Source organism: Mycobacterium sp. NGS51 (assembly GCF_059812525.1).
Map to the genome: position 1 here is coordinate 26865 of NZ_JCALCV010000023.1, position 23455 is coordinate 50319.

General features: G+C 66.6%; 22 protein-coding genes. 12 read left to right on the plus strand and 10 right to left on the minus strand.

Features of this window, described 5'->3' with window-relative positions; genetic code table 11:
* Positions 1-4: 4 nt before the first annotated feature.
* The gene (locus tag AC5Y5W_RS22305) at positions 5-619 is read left to right on the plus strand and encodes an ANTAR domain-containing response regulator (RefSeq protein WP_499890069.1); all 615 of its coding nucleotides are present in this window, start codon (positions 5-7) and stop codon (positions 617-619) included.
* Positions 620-706: 87 nt separating this feature from the next.
* Here the strand turns inward: AC5Y5W_RS22305 and AC5Y5W_RS22310 are convergent, their stop codons facing one another.
* Positions 707-1870, minus strand: coding sequence for a lipid-transfer protein (locus AC5Y5W_RS22310; protein ID WP_500013176.1), 1164 nt, complete (start codon positions 1868-1870; stop codon positions 707-709).
* 35 nt (positions 1871-1905) lie between these two features.
* Entirely contained in the window at positions 1906-2346 is a 441-nt protein-coding gene (locus AC5Y5W_RS22315; RefSeq protein WP_500013103.1) for a Zn-ribbon domain-containing OB-fold protein, read from the minus strand.
* 164 nt (positions 2347-2510) lie between these two features.
* On the opposite strand from AC5Y5W_RS22315, the gene polA reads away from it, so the two are divergent.
* The 3 genes from polA (at position 2511) to coaE (ending at position 8011) form a co-directional block, all read left to right on the plus strand.
* Positions 2511-5174: a DNA polymerase I gene (gene polA, locus AC5Y5W_RS22320; protein ID WP_500013178.1), complete on the plus strand. Its 2664-nt coding sequence runs from the start codon at positions 2511-2513 to the stop codon at positions 5172-5174.
* 177 nt (positions 5175-5351) lie between these two features.
* The gene (rpsA, locus tag AC5Y5W_RS22325; protein WP_500013105.1) at positions 5352-6788 is read left to right on the plus strand and encodes a 30S ribosomal protein S1; all 1437 of its coding nucleotides are present in this window, start codon (positions 5352-5354) and stop codon (positions 6786-6788) included.
* A gap of 5 nt (positions 6789-6793) precedes the next feature.
* A complete protein-coding gene (gene coaE, locus AC5Y5W_RS22330) occupies positions 6794-8011 on the plus strand; it encodes a dephospho-CoA kinase (protein WP_500013107.1) in 1218 nt (405 codons plus the stop codon).
* Here the strand turns inward: coaE and AC5Y5W_RS22335 are convergent.
* The 3 genes from AC5Y5W_RS22335 to ligD are packed head-to-tail and all read right to left on the minus strand — an operon-like array spanning position 8004 to position 10119.
* Positions 8004-8417, minus strand: coding sequence for a hypothetical protein (locus AC5Y5W_RS22335; protein WP_500013109.1), 414 nt, complete (start codon positions 8415-8417; stop codon positions 8004-8006). The genes coaE and AC5Y5W_RS22335 overlap by 8 nt on opposite strands.
* A 48-nt stretch (positions 8418-8465) precedes the next feature.
* Complete coding sequence (locus AC5Y5W_RS22340) at positions 8466-9245, minus strand: Fpg/Nei family DNA glycosylase (RefSeq protein ID WP_500013111.1); 780 nt, start codon at positions 9243-9245, stop codon at positions 8466-8468.
* On the minus strand, positions 9238-10119 hold the full coding sequence (ligD, locus tag AC5Y5W_RS22345; protein WP_500013180.1) for a non-homologous end-joining DNA ligase: 882 nt from the start codon (positions 10117-10119) through the stop codon (positions 9238-9240). The genes AC5Y5W_RS22340 and ligD overlap by 8 nt, the downstream gene beginning before the upstream one ends.
* Positions 10120-10256: 137 nt before the next feature.
* Here ligD and AC5Y5W_RS22350 point away from each other — a divergent pair, with 137 nt between their 5' ends.
* The gene (locus tag AC5Y5W_RS22350) at positions 10257-11324 is read left to right on the plus strand and encodes an NAD-dependent epimerase/dehydratase family protein (RefSeq protein ID WP_500013112.1); all 1068 of its coding nucleotides are present in this window, start codon (positions 10257-10259) and stop codon (positions 11322-11324) included.
* A gap of 63 nt (positions 11325-11387) precedes the next feature.
* The gene (locus AC5Y5W_RS22355; RefSeq protein WP_499898743.1) at positions 11388-12308 is read left to right on the plus strand and encodes a TIGR03619 family F420-dependent LLM class oxidoreductase; all 921 of its coding nucleotides are present in this window, start codon (positions 11388-11390) and stop codon (positions 12306-12308) included.
* Between the two features lie 19 nt (positions 12309-12327).
* Here the strand turns inward: AC5Y5W_RS22355 and AC5Y5W_RS22360 are convergent, their stop codons facing one another.
* On the minus strand, positions 12328-12768 hold the full coding sequence (locus AC5Y5W_RS22360; protein ID WP_499899012.1) for a ribonuclease FAU-1 family protein: 441 nt from the start codon (positions 12766-12768) through the stop codon (positions 12328-12330).
* Positions 12769-12949: 181 nt separating this feature from the next.
* Between AC5Y5W_RS22360 and uvrB the strand changes: the two genes are divergently transcribed.
* Genes uvrB through AC5Y5W_RS22375 form a run of 3 tightly spaced genes read left to right on the plus strand, consistent with a single transcriptional unit; the run spans position 12950 to position 17422 of the window.
* The gene (uvrB, locus tag AC5Y5W_RS22365; protein WP_500013114.1) at positions 12950-15121 is read left to right on the plus strand and encodes an excinuclease ABC subunit UvrB; all 2172 of its coding nucleotides are present in this window, start codon (positions 12950-12952) and stop codon (positions 15119-15121) included.
* The gene (locus AC5Y5W_RS22370; protein WP_500013115.1) at positions 15118-16542 is read left to right on the plus strand and encodes an MFS transporter; all 1425 of its coding nucleotides are present in this window, start codon (positions 15118-15120) and stop codon (positions 16540-16542) included. The genes uvrB and AC5Y5W_RS22370 overlap by 4 nt, the downstream gene beginning before the upstream one ends.
* 10 nt (positions 16543-16552) lie before the next feature.
* Complete coding sequence (locus tag AC5Y5W_RS22375; protein WP_500013117.1) at positions 16553-17422, plus strand: SCO6745 family protein; 870 nt, start codon at positions 16553-16555, stop codon at positions 17420-17422.
* Here the strand turns inward: AC5Y5W_RS22375 and AC5Y5W_RS22380 are convergent.
* Entirely contained in the window at positions 17419-17871 is a 453-nt protein-coding gene (locus tag AC5Y5W_RS22380) for a hypothetical protein (RefSeq protein ID WP_500013119.1), read from the minus strand. The genes AC5Y5W_RS22375 and AC5Y5W_RS22380 overlap by 4 nt on opposite strands.
* Positions 17852-18316 carry a DUF2254 family protein gene (locus AC5Y5W_RS22385; protein ID WP_500013121.1) on the minus strand — a complete coding sequence of 155 codons (465 nt, stop codon included), beginning with the start codon at positions 18314-18316 and terminating at the stop codon, positions 17852-17854. The genes AC5Y5W_RS22380 and AC5Y5W_RS22385 overlap by 20 nt, the downstream gene beginning before the upstream one ends.
* A gap of 410 nt (positions 18317-18726) precedes the next feature.
* Between AC5Y5W_RS22385 and AC5Y5W_RS22390 the strand changes: the two genes are divergently transcribed.
* The 3 genes from AC5Y5W_RS22390 to AC5Y5W_RS22400 are packed head-to-tail and all read left to right on the plus strand — an operon-like array spanning position 18727 to position 20451.
* Entirely contained in the window at positions 18727-19173 is a 447-nt protein-coding gene (locus AC5Y5W_RS22390; RefSeq protein WP_499890030.1) for a universal stress protein, read from the plus strand.
* A gap of 16 nt (positions 19174-19189) precedes the next feature.
* On the plus strand, positions 19190-19978 hold the full coding sequence (locus AC5Y5W_RS22395; RefSeq protein WP_500013123.1) for an SDR family NAD(P)-dependent oxidoreductase: 789 nt from the start codon (positions 19190-19192) through the stop codon (positions 19976-19978).
* Complete coding sequence (locus AC5Y5W_RS22400; RefSeq protein WP_500013125.1) at positions 19975-20451, plus strand: nuclear transport factor 2 family protein; 477 nt, start codon at positions 19975-19977, stop codon at positions 20449-20451. The genes AC5Y5W_RS22395 and AC5Y5W_RS22400 overlap by 4 nt, the downstream gene beginning before the upstream one ends.
* Before the next feature lie 6 nt (positions 20452-20457).
* On the opposite strand, the gene lnt is transcribed toward AC5Y5W_RS22400, so the two are convergent.
* Complete coding sequence (gene lnt, locus AC5Y5W_RS22405) at positions 20458-21921, minus strand: apolipoprotein N-acyltransferase (RefSeq protein ID WP_500013127.1); 1464 nt, start codon at positions 21919-21921, stop codon at positions 20458-20460.
* Complete coding sequence (locus AC5Y5W_RS22410) at positions 21918-23429, minus strand: Hsp70 family protein (RefSeq protein ID WP_500013129.1); 1512 nt, start codon at positions 23427-23429, stop codon at positions 21918-21920. The genes lnt and AC5Y5W_RS22410 overlap by 4 nt, the downstream gene beginning before the upstream one ends.
* Positions 23430-23455 lie beyond the last annotated feature (26 nt).

Genomic DNA, 23455 nt, shown 5'->3' on the forward strand with positions numbered 1-23455 from the left:
CGTCATGACCGGCTCAACGACAGATGTTGATGCTCCAGCCCCGCGCCGGGTGCTGATTGCCGAGGACGAGGCGCTCATCCGGCTCGACCTGGCCGAGATGCTGCGTGAAGAGGGCTATGACATCGTTGGTGAGGCCGGTGACGGCCAGGAAGCCGTCGAACTGGCCGAACAGCTCCAACCCGACCTGGTGATCATGGATGTGAAGATGCCGCGACGCGACGGCATCGACGCCGCTTCGGAGATCGCCACGAAACGCATTGCGCCGATCGTGGTGCTGACTGCGTTCAGCCAGCGCGACCTGGTCGAGCGAGCCCGCGACGCGGGGGCAATGGCCTACCTGGTGAAACCGTTTACGGCCAGCGACCTGGTTCCGGCGATCGAGTTAGCGCTGAGCCGATTCAGCGAGATCAGCGCGCTCGAACGCGAAGTGGCGACGCTGTCCGACCGGCTGGAAACCCGCAAGCTTGTCGAACGAGCCAAAGGCCTGCTGCAAGCCAAGCAGGGCATGAGCGAGCCGGAGGCGTTCAAGTGGATTCAGCGGGCCGCGATGGACCGGCGGACGACCATGAAGCGGGTGGCCGAAGTCGTGCTGGAGACCCTCGATACTGATACCGCTTAGCCAGGCCGCCCAGCGTGCACGCTTGTACGCGACACGCCGGGAATCGCCGTACAACTCCGCACCCTCGCGCAAGGGGGAGGGTAGCGGCTAGCGCGCGACGATCACCGACGAGCCGTGGCCGAACAGGCCCTGATTCGCGGTGATGCCGACCGTCGCGCCCTCGACCTGGCGGCCGGTGGCCTGGCCCCGCAGCTGCCAAGTGAGCTCGCAGACCTGAGCGATCGCTTGCGCGGGGATGGCTTCGCCGAAGCAGGCTAGTCCGCCCGACGGGTTGACCGGCACCCTGCCGCCGATCGTCGTCGCGCCGCTGCGCAGCAGCGCCTCCGCCTCACCCTTGGCGCACAGGCCGAGATGCTCATACCAGTCCAGCTCCAGCGCCGTGGACAGGTCATACACCTCGGCCAGGCTCACGTCTTCGGGTCCGACGCTGGCTTCGGCATAGGCGGCGTCGAGGATCTGATCCTTGAACACCCGCTCCGGCGCCGGCACCACCGCGGTGGAATCGGTTGCGATATCAGGCAATTCGGGCAGATGCTGTGGGTAGCGCGGCGTGACTGTGCTGACCGCTCGCACCGACGGCACGCCGTCGAGCGAGCCCAGGTGCTCGCGGGCGAACTTGGCGCTGGCCACGATCACCGCCGCCGCACCGTCGGAAGTGGCGCAGATGTCGAGCTGACGCAGCGGGTCGGCAACGACCGGGCTGGCCAGCACATCCTCGACCGCGGATTCCTTGCGGTAGCGGGCATTCGGATTTTGCAGCCCGTGCCGTGAGTTCTTGACCTTCACCTGCGCGAAATCTTCGGCCGTCGCGCCGTAGAGGTCCATTCGGCGGCGGGCCAGCAGCGCGAAGTACACCGGGTTCATCGCCCCGATGAGGTGGAACCGCTGCCAATCCGGGTCATTCTTTCGTTCGCCACCGACCGGCGCGAACGCGCCCTTCGGCGTGGTGTCGGCACCGATCACCAGCGCCACGTCGCAGAACCCGGCCAGAATCTGCGCCCGAGCGCTCTGCAGGGCCTGCGATCCGCTGGCGCAGGCGGCGTAGCTGGAGGACACCGGCACGCCATTCCAGCCCAGCTTCTGGGCAAACGTCGATCCCGCGATGAAACCGGGATAGCCGTTGCGGATGGTGTCCGCGCCGGCCACCAACTGGATCTGCCGCCAATCGAGCCCCGCCTCGGCTAGGGCGGCCCGGGCGGCGACCACGCCGTATTCGGTGAAGTCGTTGCCCCATTTGCCCCAGGGATGCATGCCCGCACCCAGGATGTACACCGGGTCGGGCGTGTTCACGGAATCCTCCAGGCGTAGGTCAGGCGCGGCACGCCGTCGTCGTCGGTGAACAGCGGCATCGTGGTCAGCTCCAGCTCCATGCCGACCTTCAGGTCGGCGGCCAGCGTGCCCTCGACGACCTTGGCCAGAACGATCAGACCCTCGTCGGCCAATTCCACCGCGGCGATCGCGAAGGGCTCGAACGGGTCAGTCGCCGGATAGGGAGGCGGCGGCGGATAGCGGTTTTCGGTGTAGCTCCACACTTTGCCGCGCCGCGACAGCGGGACGGATTCGAGGACGTCGCTGTCACACGCCGGATTGGGGCAGTTGTTGGCCCGGGGCGGGAACACGTAGGTACCGCACTGTGGGCACTTGGCGCCGATCAGATGGGGCGCCCCGGACTCGTCGGTGGCGAACCAGCCCTCGATTGCCGGCTCTTGGTGGGTAGCTGTTGGCACTGAGCCAGCGTACCGACAACCACTGCAAAACTGAAACGTGTTGCAGTTTTACGGCGGCGGGCGCAGCGTCGGACCCGGTGCCTAGAGTTGAGGCCGTGAGCCCAGCGAAGACCGCGAGCAGGAAGGCGCCGGCCGCCCCGGCCGCGGACGACAAGCCGACGTTGATGCTGCTGGACGGCAATTCGCTGGCGTTCCGGGCCTTCTATGCGCTGCCGGCGGAGAACTTCAAGACCGCTGGTGGGCTGACTACCAACGCGGTCTACGGGTTCACCGCCATGCTGATCAACCTGTTGCGCGACGAGTCGCCGACACATGTCGCCGCCGCGTTCGACGTGTCGCGGCAGACCTTTCGCTCCGAGCGCTACCCGGAATACAAGGCCAACCGCTCGACGACTCCCGACGAGTTCCACGGCCAAATTGATGTCACCAAGGAAGTCCTTGCCGCACTTGGTATTACCGTGCTCGCCGAGGCGGGCTTCGAAGCCGACGATTTGATCGCGACGTTGGCCACCCGGGCCGAAAACGAGGGCTACCGCGTTCTGGTGGTCACCGGCGACCGCGACTCGCTGCAACTGGTCAGCGACGACGTCACGGTGCTCTACCCACGCAAGGGCGTCAGCGAGCTGACCCGCTTCACCCCCGAGGCCGTGGTCGAGAAATACGGGCTGACGCCCAAGCAGTATCCCGACTTCGCCGCGCTGCGCGGGGACCCCAGCGACAACCTGCCGGGGATCCCGGGGGTGGGGGAGAAGACGGCGTCGAAGTGGATCGTCGAATACGGGTCGCTGCAATCACTGGTCGACAACGTCGACAGTGTCAGAGGCAAGGTCGGCGACGCGCTACGTGCACATCTGGCCGGCGTGGTGCGCAATCGCGAGCTCACCGACCTGGTGAAAGACGTGCCGCTGGCGCAGACCCCCGACACGCTGCGGATGCAGCCGTGGGACCGCGACCAGATCCACCAGCTCTTCGACCAGCTGGAATTTCGGGTGTTGCGCGACCGGCTCTTCGAAACCCTGGCCGCCGTCGAACCCGAGGTGGACGAGGGATTCGACGTTCGCGGCGGTGCCCTGGAACCTGGCGCAGTCGGCCAGTGGCTGGCCGAGCACGCCGGTGACGGGCGCCGGGCCGGTCTTACCGTGGTCGGCTCACACGTCGCCTATGACGGCGACGCCACCGCGCTGGCCATCGCCGCCGCCGACGGCGACGGCGGCTACATCGACACCGCCACCCTGACACCCGACGACGAGGCTGCGCTGGCCGCCTGGCTCGCCGACCACGACAAGCCCAAGGCGCTGCACGAGGCCAAGCTGGCCATCCACGATCTGGCCGGGCGCGGCTGGACACTCAACGGCGTCACCTCCGACACCGCGCTGGCCGCTTATCTGGTCCGGCCGGGGCAGCGCAGCTTCACCCTCGACGATCTGTCACTGCGTTACCTGCGTCGCGAATTGCGTGCAGAAGCCCCTGAGCAGCAGCAACTTTCGTTGCTAGACGATACCGACGGCGTCGACGGCCAGGCTATCCAGACCGCCATCCTGCGGGCCCGCGCTGTTATCGATCTGGCTGATGCGCTCGATGCCGAGTTGGACCGCATCGACTCCACGTCGCTGCTGGGTCAAATGGAGTTGCCGGTTCAAGGGGTGCTGGCGGGCATGGAAGCCGCCGGAATCGCCGTCGACCTCGACCAATTGAGCGCGCTGCAAAGCCAATTCGGCGATCAGATTCGCGATGCCGCCGAAGCGGCATACGCGGTGATCGGCAAGCAGATCAACCTTGGCTCACCAAAGCAGCTGCAAGTGGTGCTGTTCGACGAGCTGGAAATGCCGAAAACCAAGCGCACCAAGACCGGATACACCACCGATGCCGACGCCCTGCAGTCGCTGTTCGACAAGACCGGACACCCGTTCCTGCAGCATCTGCTCACCCACCGCGACGTGACCCGGTTGAAGGTCACCGTCGACGGGCTGCTGAATTCGGTTGCCGCCGACGGCCGTATCCACACCACGTTCAACCAAACCATCGCCGCAACGGGCCGTCTTTCGTCGACCGAGCCCAACCTGCAGAACATTCCGATCCGCACCGATGCCGGGCGCCAAATCCGCGACGCATTCATCGTCGGCGACGGCTACGGCGAACTGATGACCGCCGACTATAGCCAGATCGAGATGCGAATCATGGCGCACCTCTCGCAGGACACCGGGCTCATCGAGGCCTTCCGTACCGGTGAGGATCTGCACTCTTTCGTCGCATCCCGGGCCTTCGGAGTTCCGATCGAAGAGGTCACCGGCGAGTTGCGCCGGCGGGTCAAGGCGATGTCCTACGGGTTGGCCTACGGGCTGAGCGCCTACGGCCTATCCCAGCAGCTGAAGATCTCCACCGAAGAGGCCAAGGACCAGATGGACGCCTACTTCGCCCGGTTCGGCGGCGTGCGCGACTACTTGATGGCGGTTGTCGAACAGGCCCGCAAAGACGGCTATACCTCCACGGTGCTCGGTCGCCGGCGCTACCTGCCTGAACTGGACAGCAGCAATCGTCAGGTGCGCGAGGCCGCCGAGCGCGCCGCGCTCAACGCGCCGATCCAGGGCAGCGCCGCCGACATCATCAAGGTGGCAATGATCCAGGTCGATAAAGCGCTCGCCGACGCCGGCCTGGCATCACGGATGTTGCTGCAGGTACACGACGAATTGCTCTTCGAAATCGCGCCCGGTGAACGTGCGCAGCTGGAAGCCTTGGTGCGCGAGCAAATGTGCGGCGCCTACCCGCTTGATGTACCGCTCGAGGTGTCGCTGGGGTATGGCCGCAGCTGGGACGCGGCCGCGCACTGACCTGCGTAAAACGCCGAGTGTGAAGCTGCTGCGAGATTTCGGCGATTTTTTCGCAACCCGTTCACACTCGGCGCGCGCCGAACGCCAGTTTGGCCAGCATGTGGCATGTCGAGTAGCCTCGACGGGTACTACCAAGCACTGTCCCTACGACCAAACCTGTCCGGAGCAACCCCCCATATGCCGAGTCCCACCGTCACCTCGCCCCAAGTAGCCGTCAACGACATCGGTTCGAGCGAGGACTTCCTAGCCGCCATCGATAAAACAATCAAGTACTTCAACGATGGCGACATCGTCGAAGGGACCATCGTCAAGGTCGACCGGGACGAGGTCCTGCTCGACATCGGGTACAAGACCGAAGGCGTCATCCCGTCCCGCGAACTGTCCATCAAGCACGACGTCGACCCCAATGAGGTGGTGTCCGTCGGCGACGAGGTTGAGGCTCTGGTCCTCACCAAAGAGGACAAAGAGGGCCGGCTGATCCTGTCCAAGAAGCGCGCGCAGTACGAGCGCGCCTGGGGCACGATCGAGGCGCTCAAAGAGAAGGACGAGGCCGTCAAGGGCACCGTCATCGAGGTCGTCAAGGGTGGCCTGATCCTCGACATCGGGTTGCGCGGCTTCCTGCCGGCGTCGTTGGTCGAGATGCGCCGGGTGCGTGATTTGCAGCCGTACATCGGCAAGGAGATCGAAGCCAAGATCATTGAGCTGGACAAGAACCGCAACAACGTGGTGCTGTCCCGTCGGGCCTGGCTGGAACAGACCCAATCAGAGGTGCGCAGCGAGTTCCTCAACCAGTTGCAGAAGGGTGCCATCCGCAAGGGCGTGGTGTCCTCGATCGTCAACTTCGGTGCATTCGTCGACCTCGGCGGGGTAGACGGTCTGGTGCACGTCTCCGAGCTGTCCTGGAAGCACATCGACCACCCCTCCGAGGTGGTGCAGGTCGGCGACGAGGTTACCGTCGAGGTGCTCGACGTCGACATGGACCGCGAGCGGGTTTCGTTGTCGCTCAAGGCAACTCAGGAAGACCCGTGGCGGCACTTCGCCCGCACCCACGCCATCGGTCAGATCGTGCCGGGCAAGGTCACCAAGCTGGTGCCGTTCGGGGCGTTCGTCCGCGTCGAAGAGGGCATCGAAGGTCTGGTGCACATCTCCGAGCTGGCCGAGCGCCATGTCGAGGTGCCCGACCAGGTGGTCGCGGTCGGCGACGACGCGATGGTCAAGGTCATCGACATCGATCTGGAGCGGCGCCGTATTTCGCTGTCGCTCAAGCAGGCCAACGAGGACTACACCGAAGAGTTCGACCCGGCCAAGTACGGCATGGCGGACAGCTACGACGAGCAGGGCAACTACATCTTCCCCGAGGGCTTCGATTCCGAGACGAACGAGTGGCTCGAGGGCTTCGACGCGCAGCGTCAGGAGTGGGAGGCCCGCTACGCCGAGGCCGAGCGCCGGCACAAGATGCACACCGCGCAGATGGAGAAGTTCGCCGCTGCCGAGCACGCCGAGGCCGAGCATGCACCTGCCAACGGTGCGCCGTCCGACGAACAGCAGGGCGGCTCATTGGCCAGCGACGCGCAGCTTGCGGCGCTGCGGGAGAAGCTCGCCGGCAGCGCCTAGCCCGAATGCTTCGGATCGGGCTGACCGGAGGGATCGGCGCCGGTAAATCTGCGGTCACTGCGACTTTCGGAGAATGCGGCGGAGTCATCGTCGATGCCGACGTCATCGCCCGTGAGGTGGTGGAGCCGGGCACCGAAGGGCTTTCGGCGCTCGTCGATGCGTTCGGTGGGGACATTCTGCTGCCCGACGGTGCACTGGACCGGCCAGCATTGGCGGCCAAGGCATTCCAGGACGACGCGTCCCGCTCGGTTCTTAACGGCATAGTGCACCCGCTCGTGGGCCGGCGCCGCGAGGAGATCATCGCGGCCGTTCCCGAGGACTCGGTCATCGTCGAAGACATTCCGTTGCTGGTGGAGTCCGGGATGGCGCCGTTGTTCCCGCTGGTCGTTGTCGTCTACGCCGACGCCGAACTGCGGCTTCAGCGACTAGTCGAACAACGCGGCATGGCCGAGTCCGACGCGCGCGCCCGCATCGCCGCCCAGGCCACCGACGAGCAGCGGCGCGCGGTCGCCGACGTCTGGCTGGACAACTCGGGTACGCCAGAGGAACTGGCCGAGGGCGCGCGTGAAGTGTGGAATCACCGAATCGTGCCGTTCGCACGCAATCTGAGCGCAGGAGAAGTTGTCCTTGCACCGGCGCGCCTCACGCCGGCCGACCCGACCTGGCCCGCCCAGGCCCGGCGCATCATCGCCCGCATCGAAGCGGCGTGCGGCGCAAAGGCGTTGCGCGTCGACCACATCGGCTCGACCGCGGTGCCGGGGCTCGACGCCAAGGACGTTGTCGACATTCAGGTCACCGTCGAATCGTTAGCAATCGCCGATGAACTCGCGCAGGCCCTGCTCCCGATGGGATACCCGCGAATCAACAACACCGTCGGCGACATCGTCAAACCCGACGCTCGAAGCACCGTCGAAAGCTACGACCACAGCGATGATGCGGTTTTGTGGCACAAGCGGATTCACGGCTCGGCAGATCCCGGCGTGCCCACCTACCTGCATCTGCGGGTCGACGGCTGGCCCAACCAACAATTCGCGCTGCTATTCGTCGACTGGCTGAAGGCCAATCCCGACGAGCAAGCCAGCTATCTGGCCGCCAAGCGCCACATCGCCGCCCAAGAGCATCCGACCAGTGCGTCCTACGCCGACGCGAAGGAGCCCTGGTTCGCCGAGGGCTACCGGCGGGCCTGGCAGTGGGCCGATGCGGTTAAGTGGCGGCCTAGCTGAGCGGCGCGCCGCAGGCCAGCACTCCGTTCATCGGGTCGGCATTGCCCGGCGTGGGACGGACGAACTGGTCGACCTGCGCGGCGACGTTGTCGTCGACGTCCACCTCGCAGTGCACATTCGCCGAATACGGCCAGCGGATCGACACCTGCATGCCAGCCTTGGCGGGATCGGCCAGCACCGTATTGGCCTCGAATGCGTTGCCGGGCATCGACCCCAGGCCGGAGCTGCTGGTCTCGTTGTCGTGGATCCGGAAGGTGGCCTGCGCGCCGGGCGCGACCCCGTCGACCCGTGCTATGTAGGTGACGTTGTGCAGATCGGCCATGGCGGCGGGGGGAGTTAACTGCGATGCGGCCGCTGCGGCTGCCAGAATGACGATCGTCATCCCGTGCCGCGTGGTGGAGCTCATGACTGCAGAGATTACCCGCAATATCGGATGGTAGACACCCGTTGCCAGCTACCGTGGCTGGCAACGCGGGCACCACAGTGACGTTCGGCCGCCGACCTTACCGCGAACCAGCCGCGTGCCGCAGCGCGGACAGCTTGGATCCGGTTCGTCGCGCACACCGGTCAGCCACCGCGGCAATCCGGGAACACAGCCGTGCCGTATCGCGGTTCGCAGCACCCGCCGCATGGCGGTGTGCAGCTGCTTGATCTCGTCAGCGTCAAGCGTAGCAACCGGTCGAGAGGGATGCAGCCTTGTACGCCAGCAGATTTCGTCGACGAGCAGATTGCCGAGACCGGCGATCACGGACTGATCCAACAGTGTCGCTTTCAACCCGCCACGCCGGCCCGATAATGTGGCGCGAAATTCCGGCAGGTTGATGTTCATGGCGTCTGGACCCAGGGGGCCCAACACGTCGGCGGCGTCGTCCTCGCAATCGGCCAACCAGACTCCGCGCAGCTTGCGCTGGTCGAGGTACCGCAGCTCGCCGCGGTCCAACGAGACCACCAGTCGCTCTTGGCCTTCCGTCGCCGCGCCGTCGGGCGCATAGTACGGATGGCCGGTCATACCGCTGTGAATTAGCAGCGTCGGGCCGTCGGTGGGCAGGATCAGCCACTTGCCGTGCCGGCGCGGCGCTGCGAAGCGACGGTCTTTCAGTGCCCGCTGCAGTGCCTGGGCGGTGGTGTTGCGCAGGACGCCCGAATCGCGTACCTCGACGTGTTGCACCCGACGGCCGGGCAGCGTGCCGGCCAGTTCGCGGCGAAAGCCCTCCACATCGGGCAGTTCAGGCACGGCGTTTCGCCAAGCGCCGCATCGGGCCGGTCAGCGAACGGGCATGCCGGCGCATATCGGTCCACGGATCACGTTGCCCTGCCAGCCGTTTGGGAACGTCGCGCAGCGTGAACCGGTCCGGTCGCATGCCCCGAGCACCCAATTCGTCCCACTCCACCGGGGTCGCCACTGGCGCACCCGCACGGGACCGCACCGAGTACGGCGCGACCGCGGTCTGTGCGTAGGCATTTCGCATGATATCGAGGTAGACCCGCTCGCCGCGCTTACTCTTGCGGGCCTCGATGGTGCGGTGCGCCGGATCGTCGGCCACGACGATGTTGGCGACGACGCGAGCGAATTGCCGGACCGCATCGAAGTCGGCGTCTGCACGCAATGGCACGACGACATGTAGACCGCGCGATCCGGTGGTTTGCACGTAGGTTGCCAGACCGAGGTCGGCCAGCACATCGGCGGTCGCCCGCGCGGTGGCCCGCACCACCGCGAAATCATTGCCGGACGGGTCGAAGTCGAATACCAGTCGGTCCGGCCTATCCAGGTGGTCCCGCCGCGACTGCCACGCGTGCAAGGTGATGCAGTTCTGGTTGGCCAGCCATGCCAGTGCTTCTGGTCGGTCGGCCACCGGGTGCACCACGCTGCCGCCCTCCTTGGCGACTTCTGCCGAGCTCATCCACGCTGGCATCGAGTCAGCGAAGTCTTGCTGGACAAACCCGCTTTCGTCGATGCCCCGGGGGAAGCGCTGCAACGTCAACGGTCTGTCTCTCAAGTGCGGCAGCATCACGTCGGCCACCTGGCAGTAGTAGTCGACGAGATCGCGCTTGGTGATCCCGTCGGCTGGAAACAGCACCCGGTCCGGGTGGGTGATCTCGACGTCCATGCCGGGGAAGTACCCGTTTTCGTCACCGGCGCATCCGGTCGAGTAGCGCACTACGCTAGCGAGCTCATCGGTGCGGCACCACCATCGTGATCAAGCGGCGATTCGACCGAGTCGGCGCGGGTGAGATTGGTGGCGGAATGAAGATCTTCTGCACCGGTGCGACCGGCTTTGTTGGCGCCCACACCGCTCTGGCCCTGATCCAGGCGGGCCACGAGTTACGGCTCCTGGTGCGCAATGAACCGGCGGCGCGGGGATGGTTCGAGCCCCGCGGACACCGAATCGAACGCTACGTCACCGTCGACCTCCGCGACCAGCCGGCGGTGCACCACGCGATGGCCGGGTGCGACGCCGTGTTTCACGCCGCGGCAACCGTGGCGCTCGGCCCCCGCAAAGCCCGGGAGACCTACGACAACAACGTCGGCGCGACGAAGGCGGTGCTCGGCGCCGCATACGCACTGGGCATCGGCAACCTCGTATACGTCTCCAGCCTGGCCGCGCTGTTCCATCCGGGTCTGCCACGTATCGACGAGTCCATGCCGTTGGCCGATGTCTGCGAGGCGTACTCGCGATCCAAGCGGGACAGCGACGAGTACGTGCGCGGGTTGCAGCAGCGGGGCGTACCGGTGCAGATCAGCTATCCGTCCGCCGTACTCGGGCCGGACGACCCCAAGCTCAGTGCGGCCAATCGTGCGGTGGCCAGCTGGATTTGTCGGATGCTGCCACGAACCACGACGGGCTTCCAGGCCGTCGACGTGCGCGACCTGGCGCAGGCGCACCGCTGGCTGTTGGAGCATCCGGCCACGCGCGATTTCGAAAACGGCCGCTACATCGTGGGAGGCCACTTCTATCCGTGGGACCAGCTGCACCAGCGCCTCGAAGTGCTGCTGGGCCGGCCCGTCTTCAGCCCGCATGTTTCACCGCGGCTGCTGCGCGCGACCGGTGCGACAGCGGATTGGGTCAGGATGCTGATGCCGTTCGAAACGCAAGTCTCCGCCGAAGCCATGGCGATCACTACCCAGTGGTCGCCCGCGTCCTCGAGCCACTTTCTGGCGCAGTCGGGTCTGCGCTTCCGTCCGGGTGAGGAGACGTTCGGCGACGCCATTCGTTGGCTGGCTGAGGCAGGGCACATCCCATCCAACAAAGCCGGTCGGCTGGCTCCGGCATCCAGGGCATCGCTAGCGGAGACGTTCAACGTCGGTGCGTAAAGCCATGGTCCTCAACGCAATTCATGGCCTGCAGGCCGCTGATATCGAAAGGTACGGTGCATCATGAGATTTGGATTCCTGATGCCGAACGCCATGCAGATCAAAGCTCTAACGCAGCCCTTCGAGCACGACGTGACCGGGGCGGATCAGACAATGATGGCCAAACGCGCCGAAGAGCTCGGCTACGATCTGATCGTCATTCCGGAGCACTTCGTCGTTCCTCACACACATGTGGACTTGTCCGGCGCGCACTACTTTCACTCGACCGTTGCGCAGGCCTATCTGGCCGGCGCCACGCAACGCATTCGGCTGAGCTCGTCGGTCACGGTACTGCCACTGCAGCATCCCATCATCATGGCGAAGGCGTTGTCGACGGCGGACTGGATGAGCAGCGGTCGAATCACCGCCGCATTCGGCGTTGGTTGGGATGCTGAAGAATTCAAGGCCCTCGGGGTGCCGTTCCACGAGCGGGGACGCATGGCAGACGAATACCTTGCGGCCATCGTCGAATTGTGGACGAGCGATTCGCCGAAGTTCGAGGGCAAGTACGTTTCCTTCAAGGATGTGGCCTTCGAGCCGAAGCCGTATCAGAAGCCGCATCCACCGATCTGGATCGGCGGGGACGCGAAACCGGCACTCCAGCGTGCGGCACGCTACGCCGCCGGCTGGTTCCCGTGGCTGACGAAACCCGAAGACATTCCTGCCAGCCTCGACTTCATCAAGTCCCAGCCCACGTACGACGGGCGTCCGTTTGACGTGATCTACGGCCTGGGCACTTCGCGAATCGGCGAAGGGCACGCGGTCGTCGACGATCCCACTCAACTTCCCGGCATGCGCGCCGCGGAGATCATCGACCAACTCGGCTGGTTCGCCGAACTGGGTGTGACGACGACGTCGGTGCCGATCCCCCCGGTGAAGGACGTCAACGCCTGCCTCGACTACGCGCAGTGGGTGATGGAGGACATCAAGCCAAAGGTGCCGTAGCCGGAATCGACAGCCTGCGCTACGGTCCGTGCCAGGTGAGCTCCATACCCTCGGCGGAAAGCCAGCGCTGCAGGTCGTAGCCATGGCGGGACAGACCGTCGACGGCGTCCACGGCGCGTCGCACCGCCTGTTCGGCGGCGTCGGGACTCAATAGATTGTGTCGTACGGCAACCAGCAGCTCATCGACGTCGGCGAGCTGCACCGCGACGCCGGTACGGATCTCCAGGTCGAGATAGCGATCTTCGGACCGCCAGATGACCGGTCCGGGCGAGTATTCGCCGATATCCAGGTAGTAGTCGTGGTCGCGTTCGTGGCCCGGATTGAAATGGAAGACACTGGCACGCACGCCCAGTGACGGCAGCAGCCACGATTCGAGGTAATGGAATTGGACGCGGCCAGGGGTGGGCCGCGCCATATACAGGCCCCACGGGCACACGGTGTACCGATCGACGGCCCGCACGATGCCCTTTGGGTCGGTGTTGGTGCGGGCCACCAGGTCGAACGTCTCGTGCTTGGGCGGATGGATAGCAGTCAGCGTAGCCCGCCGCCGATGCAGAGCGCGTAGCGCGATGAGGAGAAGGCGGGCAGTGGCTGTAGCGGCGGGAACGATCGCTGTCGGCATCTCGTTCTAGGCTTTTGATATGGCTTTTGCTACCGAACACCCGGTGGTCGCGCACTCGGAGTACCGCCCAGCCGAAGAGGCGGTGGAAGGGCTGGTGCGTGTCGGCGGCCACTTCGAGGTGGTCAGCCCGCACGCGCCGGCGGGAGACCAGCCGGCCGCCATCGACGAACTCGAGCGACGGATCCAGTCGGGGGAGCGCGACGTGGTACTGCTCGGCGCCACCGGCACCGGCAAGTCGGCCACCACCGCGTGGCTGATCGCACGGCTGCAGCGGCCCACCCTGGTGATGGCACCCAACAAGACGCTGGCCGCGCAGTTGGCCAATGAGCTTCGAGAGATGTTGCCGCACAACGCTGTTGAGTACTTCGTGTCGTACTACGATTATTACCAGCCCGAGGCCTACATCGCGCAGACCGACACCTACATTGAGAAGGACAGCTCGATCAACGACGACGTGGAGCGGCTGCGCCACTCCGCCACCTCGGCGCTGCTGTCGCGGCGCGACGTGGTGGTGGTGGCTTCGGTGTCGTGCATCTACGGTCTGGGCACACCGCAGTCCTACCTCGACCGCTCCGTCGAACTGCAGGTGGGCAGCGAGGTTCCCCGGGACGGTCTGCTGCGGCTGCTGGTGGACGTGCAGTACACCCGCAACGATCTGTCCTTCACCCGCGGCTCGTTCCGGGTGCGCGGCGACACCGTCGAAATCATTCCGTCCTACGAGGAGCTGGCGGTCCGCATCGAGTTCTTCGGTGACGAGATCGAGGCGCTCTACTACCTGCACCCGCTGACCGGTGAGGTGATTCGCCAGGTCGACTCGCTGCGGATCTTCCCGGCCACCCACTATGTCGCCGGCCCGGAGCGGATGGCGCACGCGATCTCCACCATCGAGGAGGAGCTGGCCGAGCGGCTGGCCGAACTGGAAGGTCAGGGCAAGCTGCTGGAGGCTCAGCGGCTGCGGATGCGCACTAACTACGACGTCGAGATGATGCGCCAAGTCGGGTTCTGCTCCGGCATCGAGAACTATTCGCGGCATATCGATGCCCGTCCCGCCGGCTCGGCCCCGGCGACGTTGCTCGACTACTTCCCCGAGGACTTCTTGCTGGTCATCGACGAGTCGCACGTGACCGTGCCGCAGATCGGCGGCATGTACGAGGGCGACATTTCGCGGAAACGCAATCTGGTCGATTACGGTTTCCGGTTGCCGTCGGCCGTCGACAACCGCCCGCTGACCTGGGAAGAGTTCGCATCGCGGATAGGGCAAACGGTGTATTTGTCGGCTACCCCGGGCCCCTATGAGCTCAGCCAGTCCGGCGGGGAGTTCGTCGAACAGGTGATCCGGCCCACCGGTCTGGTCGACCCGAAGGTCGTGGTCAAACCGACCAAGGGTCAGATCGACGACCTGATCGGCGAGATCCGCAAGCGCACCGAGGCCGACCAGCGGGTGCTGGTGACGACGCTGACCAAGAAGATGGCCGAAGACCTCACCGACTATCTGCTGGAGATGGGCATCCGGGTGCGCTACCTGCACTCCGAGGTCGACACGCTGCGCCGAGTCGAGTTGCTGCGCCAGCTGCGGCTGGGCGACTACGACGTGCTGGTCGGCATCAACCTGCTGCGTGAGGGTCTCGACCTGCCGGAGGTGTCGCTGGTGTCGATCCTCGACGCCGACAAGGAGGGCTTCCTGCGTTCGTCGCGAAGCCTGATCCAGACCATCGGCCGCGCCGCCCGCAACGTGTCCGGCGAGGTGCACATGTACGCCGACACGATGACCGATTCGATGAAAGAGGCCATCGACGAGACCGAACGGCGGCGCGCCAAGCAGATCGCCTACAACGAGGCCAACGGCATTGATCCGCAGCCGCTGCGCAAGAAGATCGCCGACATTCTCGACCAGGTCTACCGCGAGGCCGACGACTCTGACACCGTCGAGATCGGCGGCTCGGGCCGCAATGCGTCGCGAGGGCGGCGCGCCCAGGGCGCACCGGGGCGGGCGGTCAGCGGCGGCGTGTTCGAAGGCCGCGACACGACCAACATGCCGCGCGCCGAGCTGGCCGACCTGATCAAAGACCTCACCGCACAGATGATGGCCGCAGCCCGCGACCTGCAGTTCGAGCTGGCCGCGCGGTTCCGCGACGAGATTGCCGACCTGAAGAAAGAACTGCGCGGTATGGATGCTGCCGGTCTGAAGTGAGCTCACCCGTCATCGAGACCGCCGGCAGCTGGCGGGCGCTACTCGGCCGCAGATATCTGGGGACCTCGACGCTGCTGGCCGGTGGAGTGGCGCTGTGCGCCACCAACGAGTTCCTGACGATCAGCCTGCTGCCCAGCACGGTCGCCGACATCGGCGGCGAACGGCTGTACGCCTGGGTGACCACGCTGTACCTGGTGGGTTCGGTGGTCGCCGCCACCACGGTCTACGCCTCGCTGCAGCGGTTCGGCGCCCGCACGTCGTATCTGTTGGGCGTGGTGGTTTTCGGGATCGGCAGCCTGATGTGCGCGACGGCGCCGACCATGGAAATTCTGCTGGCGGGGCGCACCGTGCAGGGCGCGGCGGGCGGGCTGCTGGCCGGACTGGGTTATGCGGTCATCAACTCGGCACTGCCGCGGGTGCTGTGGACCCGCGCTTCGGCGCTGGTCTCCGCGATGTGGGGAGTCGCGACGGTAGTCGGCCCGGCGGTGGGCGGCATCTTCGCCCAATTCGGCCAGTGGCGCTGGGCATTCGGCACGGTGGCGGTGTTGACCGCGGCGATGGGTGTGCTGGTCCCCGTCGTGTTATCAGCGCGCCGGGTCGACCAGAGCGAGCGCTCCCCGGCGCTCAGGGTGCCGGTGTGGTCGCTGCTGCTGCTCGGTGCGGCGGCGCTGGCGATCAGCGTCGCGGAAGTCCCGCACAACAACAACGTCGCCACCGTCGCGTTGCTCACGATCAGCGTGCTGCTGGTCGCGGGGTTCGTGGTGGTCGACCGGCGGATGGCCGCCGCGGTGTTGCCCCGCAGCGCGTTCGGATCGGGTCCGCTGAAATGGATCTACGTGACCATGGCGCTGCTGATGGGGGCGGCGATGGTCGACATGTACGTGCCGTTGTTCGGTCAACGACTGGCCCACCTGATTCCGGTGGTGGCCGGATTTCTGGGCGCGGCGCTGGCCGTCGGCTGGACGGTCAGCGAGATCGTCAGCGCCTCGCTGAAAGGCGCCCGGGTGATTGCCCGCGTGGTTGCGGCTGCCCCCCTGATCACGGCCATCGGCTTGGCGTTGGGCGCGATCAGCCAGGTCGACAACGCCCCGGTCGGCGTCGTCGCGCTGTGGGCGTTAGCGCTGCTGATCACCGGAAGCGGAATCGGGGTGGCGTGGCCGCACTTGTCGGCCTGGGCAATGGACTGCGTCGACGACCCGGCCGAGGGTCCCGCCGCAGCCGCGGCCATCAACACCGTTCAGCTGATTTCCGGGGCATTCGGTGCGGGGCTGGCCGGCGTGGTGGTCAACAGCACCGAAGGCGGCGCCGTCATGGCGGCGCGCTGGCTGTTCGCCGTGTTTGCGGTGCTGGCCGCGGTCGGTGTACTGGCCGCCTATCGGGCCACCCGGGGACACCGCTGCACCGCGGCGGCGCCGGGCTAGTCTCAGCAGCGTGGACGCCTTCGCCGCCGGACGGCTGACCCGCTCGCTGGACGCATTGCACTCTGTCGTCTACTTCCTGCCCGAGGCCAACGAGAAGTTCGGCGAGCTGGGCATGGATTTCCGGACGCACTATTTCGCCGGCCGGTCTGCGCCGATGGGCGCGGTTTCGGCGAATGTCGTTGCGGCCACGTTCTATAACTTCAACCCACAATTGGTCTCCAGCGCCATTCCGGCCGCCTGGGAACTGGCGTCGCCGGCGACGGTGACCCGGGTGCGCTACGAGATCGTCGCGACGGCACTGCCGCGGGTGCTCGGTGAGAAGCTCACGCAGTCTGCGGAATTGGGGCGTGCGGCGGCATTGCTGCGAGGCGTCGCGGAAGCGATCCCCAACGCCGACGGCCGGCCGCTGTACGCCGGCCACGCCGAGCTGCCGTGGCCCGAGAGCCCGGTCGCCCAGTTGTGGCACGCGATCACATTGTTGCGTGAATACCGCGGCGACGGGCATATCGCCGCGTTGGTGTCCAACGGCCTCAGTGGCTTGGAAGCGTTGATCACCCACACTGCAACGGGAATCGGCTTCAACGCCGACTACGCGCGGCGGATGCGCGGGTGGAGCATGGATCAATGGAACGCCGCGGCGCAGGACCTGACGTCACGAGGCATCCTGGGCAGTACCGGCGAACTGGCGCCGGACGGCACCGAGCTGCGGTCCCGCATCGAAGATCTCACCGACGAGTTGGGGTACGCGCCGTGGCGGACGATGACCGCCGACCAGGCTGACCAACTGGTCAGCTTCGCCACAGTGATCCGTGCGGCAGTCCAAGCCGCCGACGTGTTTCCCGCCGGACTGTTCGGGCCCCGTCACGGCGAGCATCGCTAAGGCGTTAAGCGCCGGTGGCTGTGATCGGCCGGGTCGGTGGTGTCGGCACCAATGGCATGTAATCGAGCCAGGTCGTCGGGATGAAGCCCCGGAGTTTTCTCCAGCGACCCAAGCAGCATGTCGATTTGCTTGTGCAATGCCGGCACCAGTTCCGGTCGGCCGGCATGTTCGACGTGCACGATCAGCATCCGCAATACGCGAAGGATCGTCGCTGCGACCAGCGGCTGCGTCGGGGCGACGTGGCGCAGTTGGTCGAAACCGTGGGCGATGTACTCCTCGGGGTCAAGTTCCCACGGCCGCAACAGAATTCGGTCCCCCGGCCCGGATATCGCCCGAGCTAACGGAGGGGCGACGAGCAGTCGGCGAAGCAGACTACCGACCGTGTCGAGCCGCACCGTCGTCCGCTCGGGCACCGCGGCCAGCAGCCGGTCAGTGTCGATTCGGCTCACCCAACCGTCGACGCGCGAGGTGACTCGCAACGACCCCGACGGCGACGGTCACCGACACCCGCGGTGCCAGCTCCATCGCATGACCGTTGATGCGCGGCAGGGTGAGAACGCAGTACACGAACGTCGCCACCAGCAGTCCGATGACGACCTGGCTGAGCCGGTCCCGGATGAACGACCGCATCACTCGGGGCGACAGCTGTGAACTCGCCAGCTGCAGGCTCACGATGGTCAGCGAGAAGATGACGCCCGCGGTGGTAATCGTCGCGCCGGCGATAGTGCTCAACAGCCAGGTGGCGACGTCGATGTCCATTGCGATCGTCCACGGAACGCGCGTCTCTGCGCCCAGGGCGTTGTCGACCGCCCCGGTGACGAGGGCCAGGCCGATTCCGCCGATCACCAGGACGACGGGCAACAGGAATAGGCTCTCCCGGAACCGGTAGGCCACCGCGGATCCACGCAGTCCCAGATCAGTGCGGATACGAAAACGCTTACGGTGCAACGGCTTACTTATCAGGGCACTGACATGATGAGCTGGGCGAAGCGGAATTGCCGGCGCTCGGCCGGCCCGTGCAGGCGATCGCGGTCGCAGGCTCGTCGAGTAGCGGTACAGCCATGATGTCTGTCACTGTAAGGCTCCTTTGGAGAAGGGGATTACCCCGGCTGGAGCGCCTCGACAACCGCATTGCCGGGCAAGGAATTTCATCCGCACTGGGCGTCCGTCGATTACAGTGACGCTCACAGCGTCGACCGCACGCCCGTGGCGCTGCCTATTCGGTGTGTCGCAAATCAACCATCTGCATCCGGCGAAGCGATACTGTCTTGGGTTGGCGTAGCAACCGACACCTGGGAGGGTAAATGAGCGCCTATCGGACCGTGGTGGTAGGAACCGACGGCTCGGACTCGTCGCTGCGCGCGGTCGACCGGGCGGGCACCATCGCCGCCGGGGCGAACGCGCAATTGATCATCGCGACGGCCTACCTGCCCCAGCACGACGACCCGCGTGCCGCCGACGTCTTGAAGGACGAAAGCTACAAGGTGTCGGGCAGCGCCCCGATCTATTCGATCCTGCGCGAGGCCAAGGATCGGGCGAGCGCCGCGGGCGCGCAGAATATCGAGGAGCGGTCTGTGGTCGGCGCCCCGGTCGACGCGCTGGTCGGCCTCGCCGAGGAGGTCCAAGCCGACCTGTTGGTGGTCGGCAACGTCGGCTTGAACACGATTGCCGGTCGGCTGCTGGGCTCGGTGCCGGCCAACGTCTCGCGTCGGGCCAAGGTCGACGTCTTGATCGTGCACACCACCACGTGAGTTGCATCCTGCGTTCGTGATCGATTCCGCCAAGTACGGGCCGTGGGCGGTCATCGCGGGTGGTTCGGAAGGCGTCGGCGCCGAATTCGCCCGGCTGCTTGCCGAAGCGGGTCTGAACCTGGTGTTGGTTGCCCGCAAGCCCGATCCGTTGACCGAGACCGCCGAGCGCTGTCGGCAGTACGGCCACGAGGTCCGCACCGTCTCGGCCGACCTCAGTGACACCGCCGCCAGCGCCCGCGTCGCCGAGGCAACCGCGGGACTCGACGTCGGGTTGTTGATCCTCAACGCCGGCGCCAACACGCACAGCCGCGAGTTTCTCGACGGCGACCTGGCGGAGTTCCAGCGCGTCATCGATCTCAATCTCTCCATGCCGCTAGCGCTCATTCACCACTACGGGCAGCCCATGCGGGCCCGCCGTCGGGGCGGCATCGTGTTGATCGGATCGCTCGCCGGCTACCTGGGATCGATACGGCATACCGTCTATGGCGGCGTCAAGGCATTCGGACGCGTTTTCGCCGAAGGGCTCTGGCTGGAGCTTCGCGACCACGGTGTCGACGTGCTGGAGCTGGTGCTGGGTGTGACCCGAACGCCGGCGATGGAACGGGTGGGCCTGAATTTCGATGTTCCCGGCATGGCCGTTGCCGACCCGGCCGACGTCGCGCGCGAGGGGCTGGAGTGGCTGGCGCGCGGACCGGTGCACGTGGTCAGCGGAAACGAGGAGATCGTGGTCATGCGCAATGATCCCGACCGGGCCGCGGCGGTGCTCGGCGCGCACCGAACGATGCAGCGGCTGATGCGGAAATGACCGGTCCGGAAGAGCGGCTCGCCGCGCTGGAGCAACGGCTGCGCCGGGTCGAAGACGAGCTGGCGATCAGCCGTCTGCTGGCGTCCTACGGGCCATTGGTCGATGCCGGTGATGCCGATGCGGTGGCCGGCTTATGGGCCGAGGACGGCGAATACGACGTCGAAGGCTGGCACATGCGCAGCCGCGCCGACGTCGCCGACATGGTGCGCTCGTCGGCGCACCAAGGACTGATTCGTGGGGGTTCGGCACACTTCCTGGGCCCGGTCCACGTCGACGTCGACGGCGATGACGCCGTCGCGGTGTGTGAGTCGATTCTGATTCGTCGCAGCGATGACGGCAGCGGCTACCGGGTGTGGCGGGCCGGAGCCAACCGCATCACGCTGCGACGGGCGGTGTCGGGCTGGCAGATCGTCAAGCGCACGACGCGGGCGCTGGACGGGTCGGCGGAGGCGCGCGCATTGCTGCGCCACTGAACCGGCTCAGTGCCGGCGAGACCGCACCACAGCCAGCACGCCGGTGCCGGCGACGACGCCGAAGGCCAGCACCAGAACCCAATCACCCAGCCGCTGGTAGGCGGTGTTGCGCGAGCCGAGCGGAACACTGACAACCACCGCGCCGCGGTAGCTCGAGGGGCACCAGGCAAGTTTGCGCCCGCGCGCGTCGAATGCGGCGCTGTCGCCCGACAATCCGGCGTGTACCGCCGGGCGGCCGACTTCGGCGGCGCGTACCGCGACCATCGCGGCCAACTGCGGTTGGGCCCAACTCCCTTGAAACGTCGAGGTCGCAGTCTGGTAGACCAACAACTGCGCTCCGAGCTGTACCTCGCGGCGGGGTAGATCCGGAAACGCTGCCTCGTAACTGATCAGCGGCCCGAGTGCCAGCCCACCGGTGCGCAGCACCACCTGGTCGCTGCCGCGGCGCCGGTCCTCGCCCGCGGCCTTGGTGTGCCCGGTGATCTTCCCCAGCAGCGGACGCAGCGGCACGTATTCGCCGAACGGCACCAGCCGGGTTTTGCGGTAGACGCCCAGCGTCCCGTGCGGCCCGATCAGCACCGACGACTTGTAGATGCCGCCGGCCGGCGCGCGGGCGTCGACGTTGACGAGCAGGTCCGCCCCCACCTGCCGGGACAGGTCCGTCAGCTCGTGCATGGTGTCCGGGTGGTTGGCGGGATCGGATCCGACGCTGCTTTCGCCCCAAACGACCACATCCGGCCGTTGACCTACCAGCGTGCGAGTGAGCGCCACACTGGCTGCCGCACGGGCGGTCGAGTCGTCGATGACGCCCGGCTGCACCAGCGCCACCCGGGCCGTCGGGCTGGCCGCTGTCGGCGCTTCGAGCACGAAGCTGGCCGGCCCAACACCCGCACACACCAGCGCCGCTGCGACCACTGGGATGGCGCGCCGCGGGCACACAATCGCCGCGGCGATGCCGGTATTGACCGCGACCACCAAAAAGCCGGTCAGCCACATCCCGCCGAGCGAGGCCGACGCCAACGTGACGGGCTGGTTCCACTGCGACGCACCCAGCGCGGCCCACGGGCCGCCCAGAGCGGGCCACGACCGCACCGCCTCGGCCGCCACCCAGGCGCTGGGCAATACGACCATGGCCGCCAGCAGTCGAGGCATCGTGGCCGCCGTTGACAAGAGCCGGTGGGCGGCCCAGCCCCACGGCAGCCACAACGCACCGAGCCCGGCGGCCAGCAGCACCAGCAGCGGACCGGTGCTCGGCAGCAGCCAGTACTGCGTGGCCAGCACATACCCGGCCAGGCCGCACCACGCCCGTACCGCGCCGCCGGCCGGAGTCGGTGCGGCCCGCACGACGAGCAGCAACGGAACCACCCCGAACCAGGCCAGCCACCACCAGGACGGCGCCGGAAACGCGAGCGCCGGCAGTGCGCCGAGAAGAAACGCCGCCGCGCACCCCCGCAGGCGACGGAAGCTCACGCGCTGGCGAGGGCGTGCCGCGCCAGCCGGAAGGTTCGTGTCAGCCGGCCCGGTTGCGTCGTCAGGGTGACCTCGACAGCTCCGCCCGGGGTGACGATGTAGCGCTCCTCGACGTCGGGCCCGTCATCGCGCCGGCGCACCGGCCGGTGTCCAAGGTCCTGATCGTCGTGCAGGTCCGGGTCGAACGGGAAGAAGACCGAGTCGTAGGGCATCACGTCGCCGTCCGGACGGCCGTCGCGTAGCCGACTGCATTCCACGAACCGGAAATGCCCGATGTTGTGCGCTGCCCGGTAGCTTCGCGTGACGACCAGGGGAGGCTGGCCGTCGGTGGGCAGTTGCACGCCCTTGGGCACGATCGGGTCGAAGCTGACGTCCGCACCCGCATGTGCCTCCCGGAAGACGCCGAAATGTCGCGAAAGCCGTTCGGAGAGCGCGAATCCCGCTTCCCTGTCAAGGAAGACCGCCAGCCCGATCGCCGTCGCGGCGAAGGGGTGCGGTGAGCGTTTGACGCGTTTCTCGTCGAACTTCTCATTACGGTCGGCGCGCAGCATCCGGGCGATCAGCGGGAAGCTGCCGGCTCCGCCCACCACGTAGATGCCCGCCACCTCGGACCACTCCGCGTCGTGCAGCACGTGCCCGAGGACGTCGAGGGTCTTCGCGACAAGCGGTGAACAGGCCGTATAGACATCGTCGATCGGACACGAGAACGGCGGCTCGCCGAGCGCGTCGAGGTCGACCAAAAAGCGGCGGGTGTTGGGGCCGACGGCTTCCTTGCGAGCCGCGCACTCCTCGAGCAGCAGACCCTGCGCGGCGGCGTCGAGTTTGGGGAGTTTCGCGCCGTGACGAACCAGCTTGAGAATCGCCTCGTCGAAGTCGTCGCCGCCTAGGCGCTGGATGCCTTCGCTGGTGACGACCTCGTTGAGCCGACCGGTCAACCTCAACAGCGACGCGTCGAACGTGCCGCCGCCCAAGTCGTAGATCAGCACATACTCGCGTTTGGCGCTGATCGTGGAGCGATACCGGTGCGCATACTCGAACCCCGCCGCCGATGGCTCGTTGAGCAGAGCGATGACCTCGAAACCGGCTTGCGCGAAGGCGTCCAAGGTCAAAAACCGTTGGGCGCTCGACGCGTTGGCCGGCACGCTGACCGCGGCCTCGATTCGCTCACCGGGGGCCAGGTCGACGTTGGAGCGTTGTTGCAGATCGCTCTTGAACTGGGCGAGCAATCCCGCGAACAGGTCGGCCAGCCGGTGACTGTGACCGGCCAGTTGCACCGTTGTCCCCGGCCCGGCGTCGTTGAGCAGCCGTTTGAACGACCGCAGCAGCGACCAGCCCGGTTCGTGGCGCACCGCGGCGGCGTCCAGGCCGAAGCGCAGTTCGCCCGACTCGTTGGCGGCGATGACCGACGGCCAGGTGTCCACGCCGTCGAAGGACGCCACGGGGTAGTTCCCCCGGTCGACGACCGCCGCGACCGTGTGCGTTGTGCCGAAGTCGATGCCCACCCTCATCTCGCCAGAGTGTAGGCGGTGCAGCG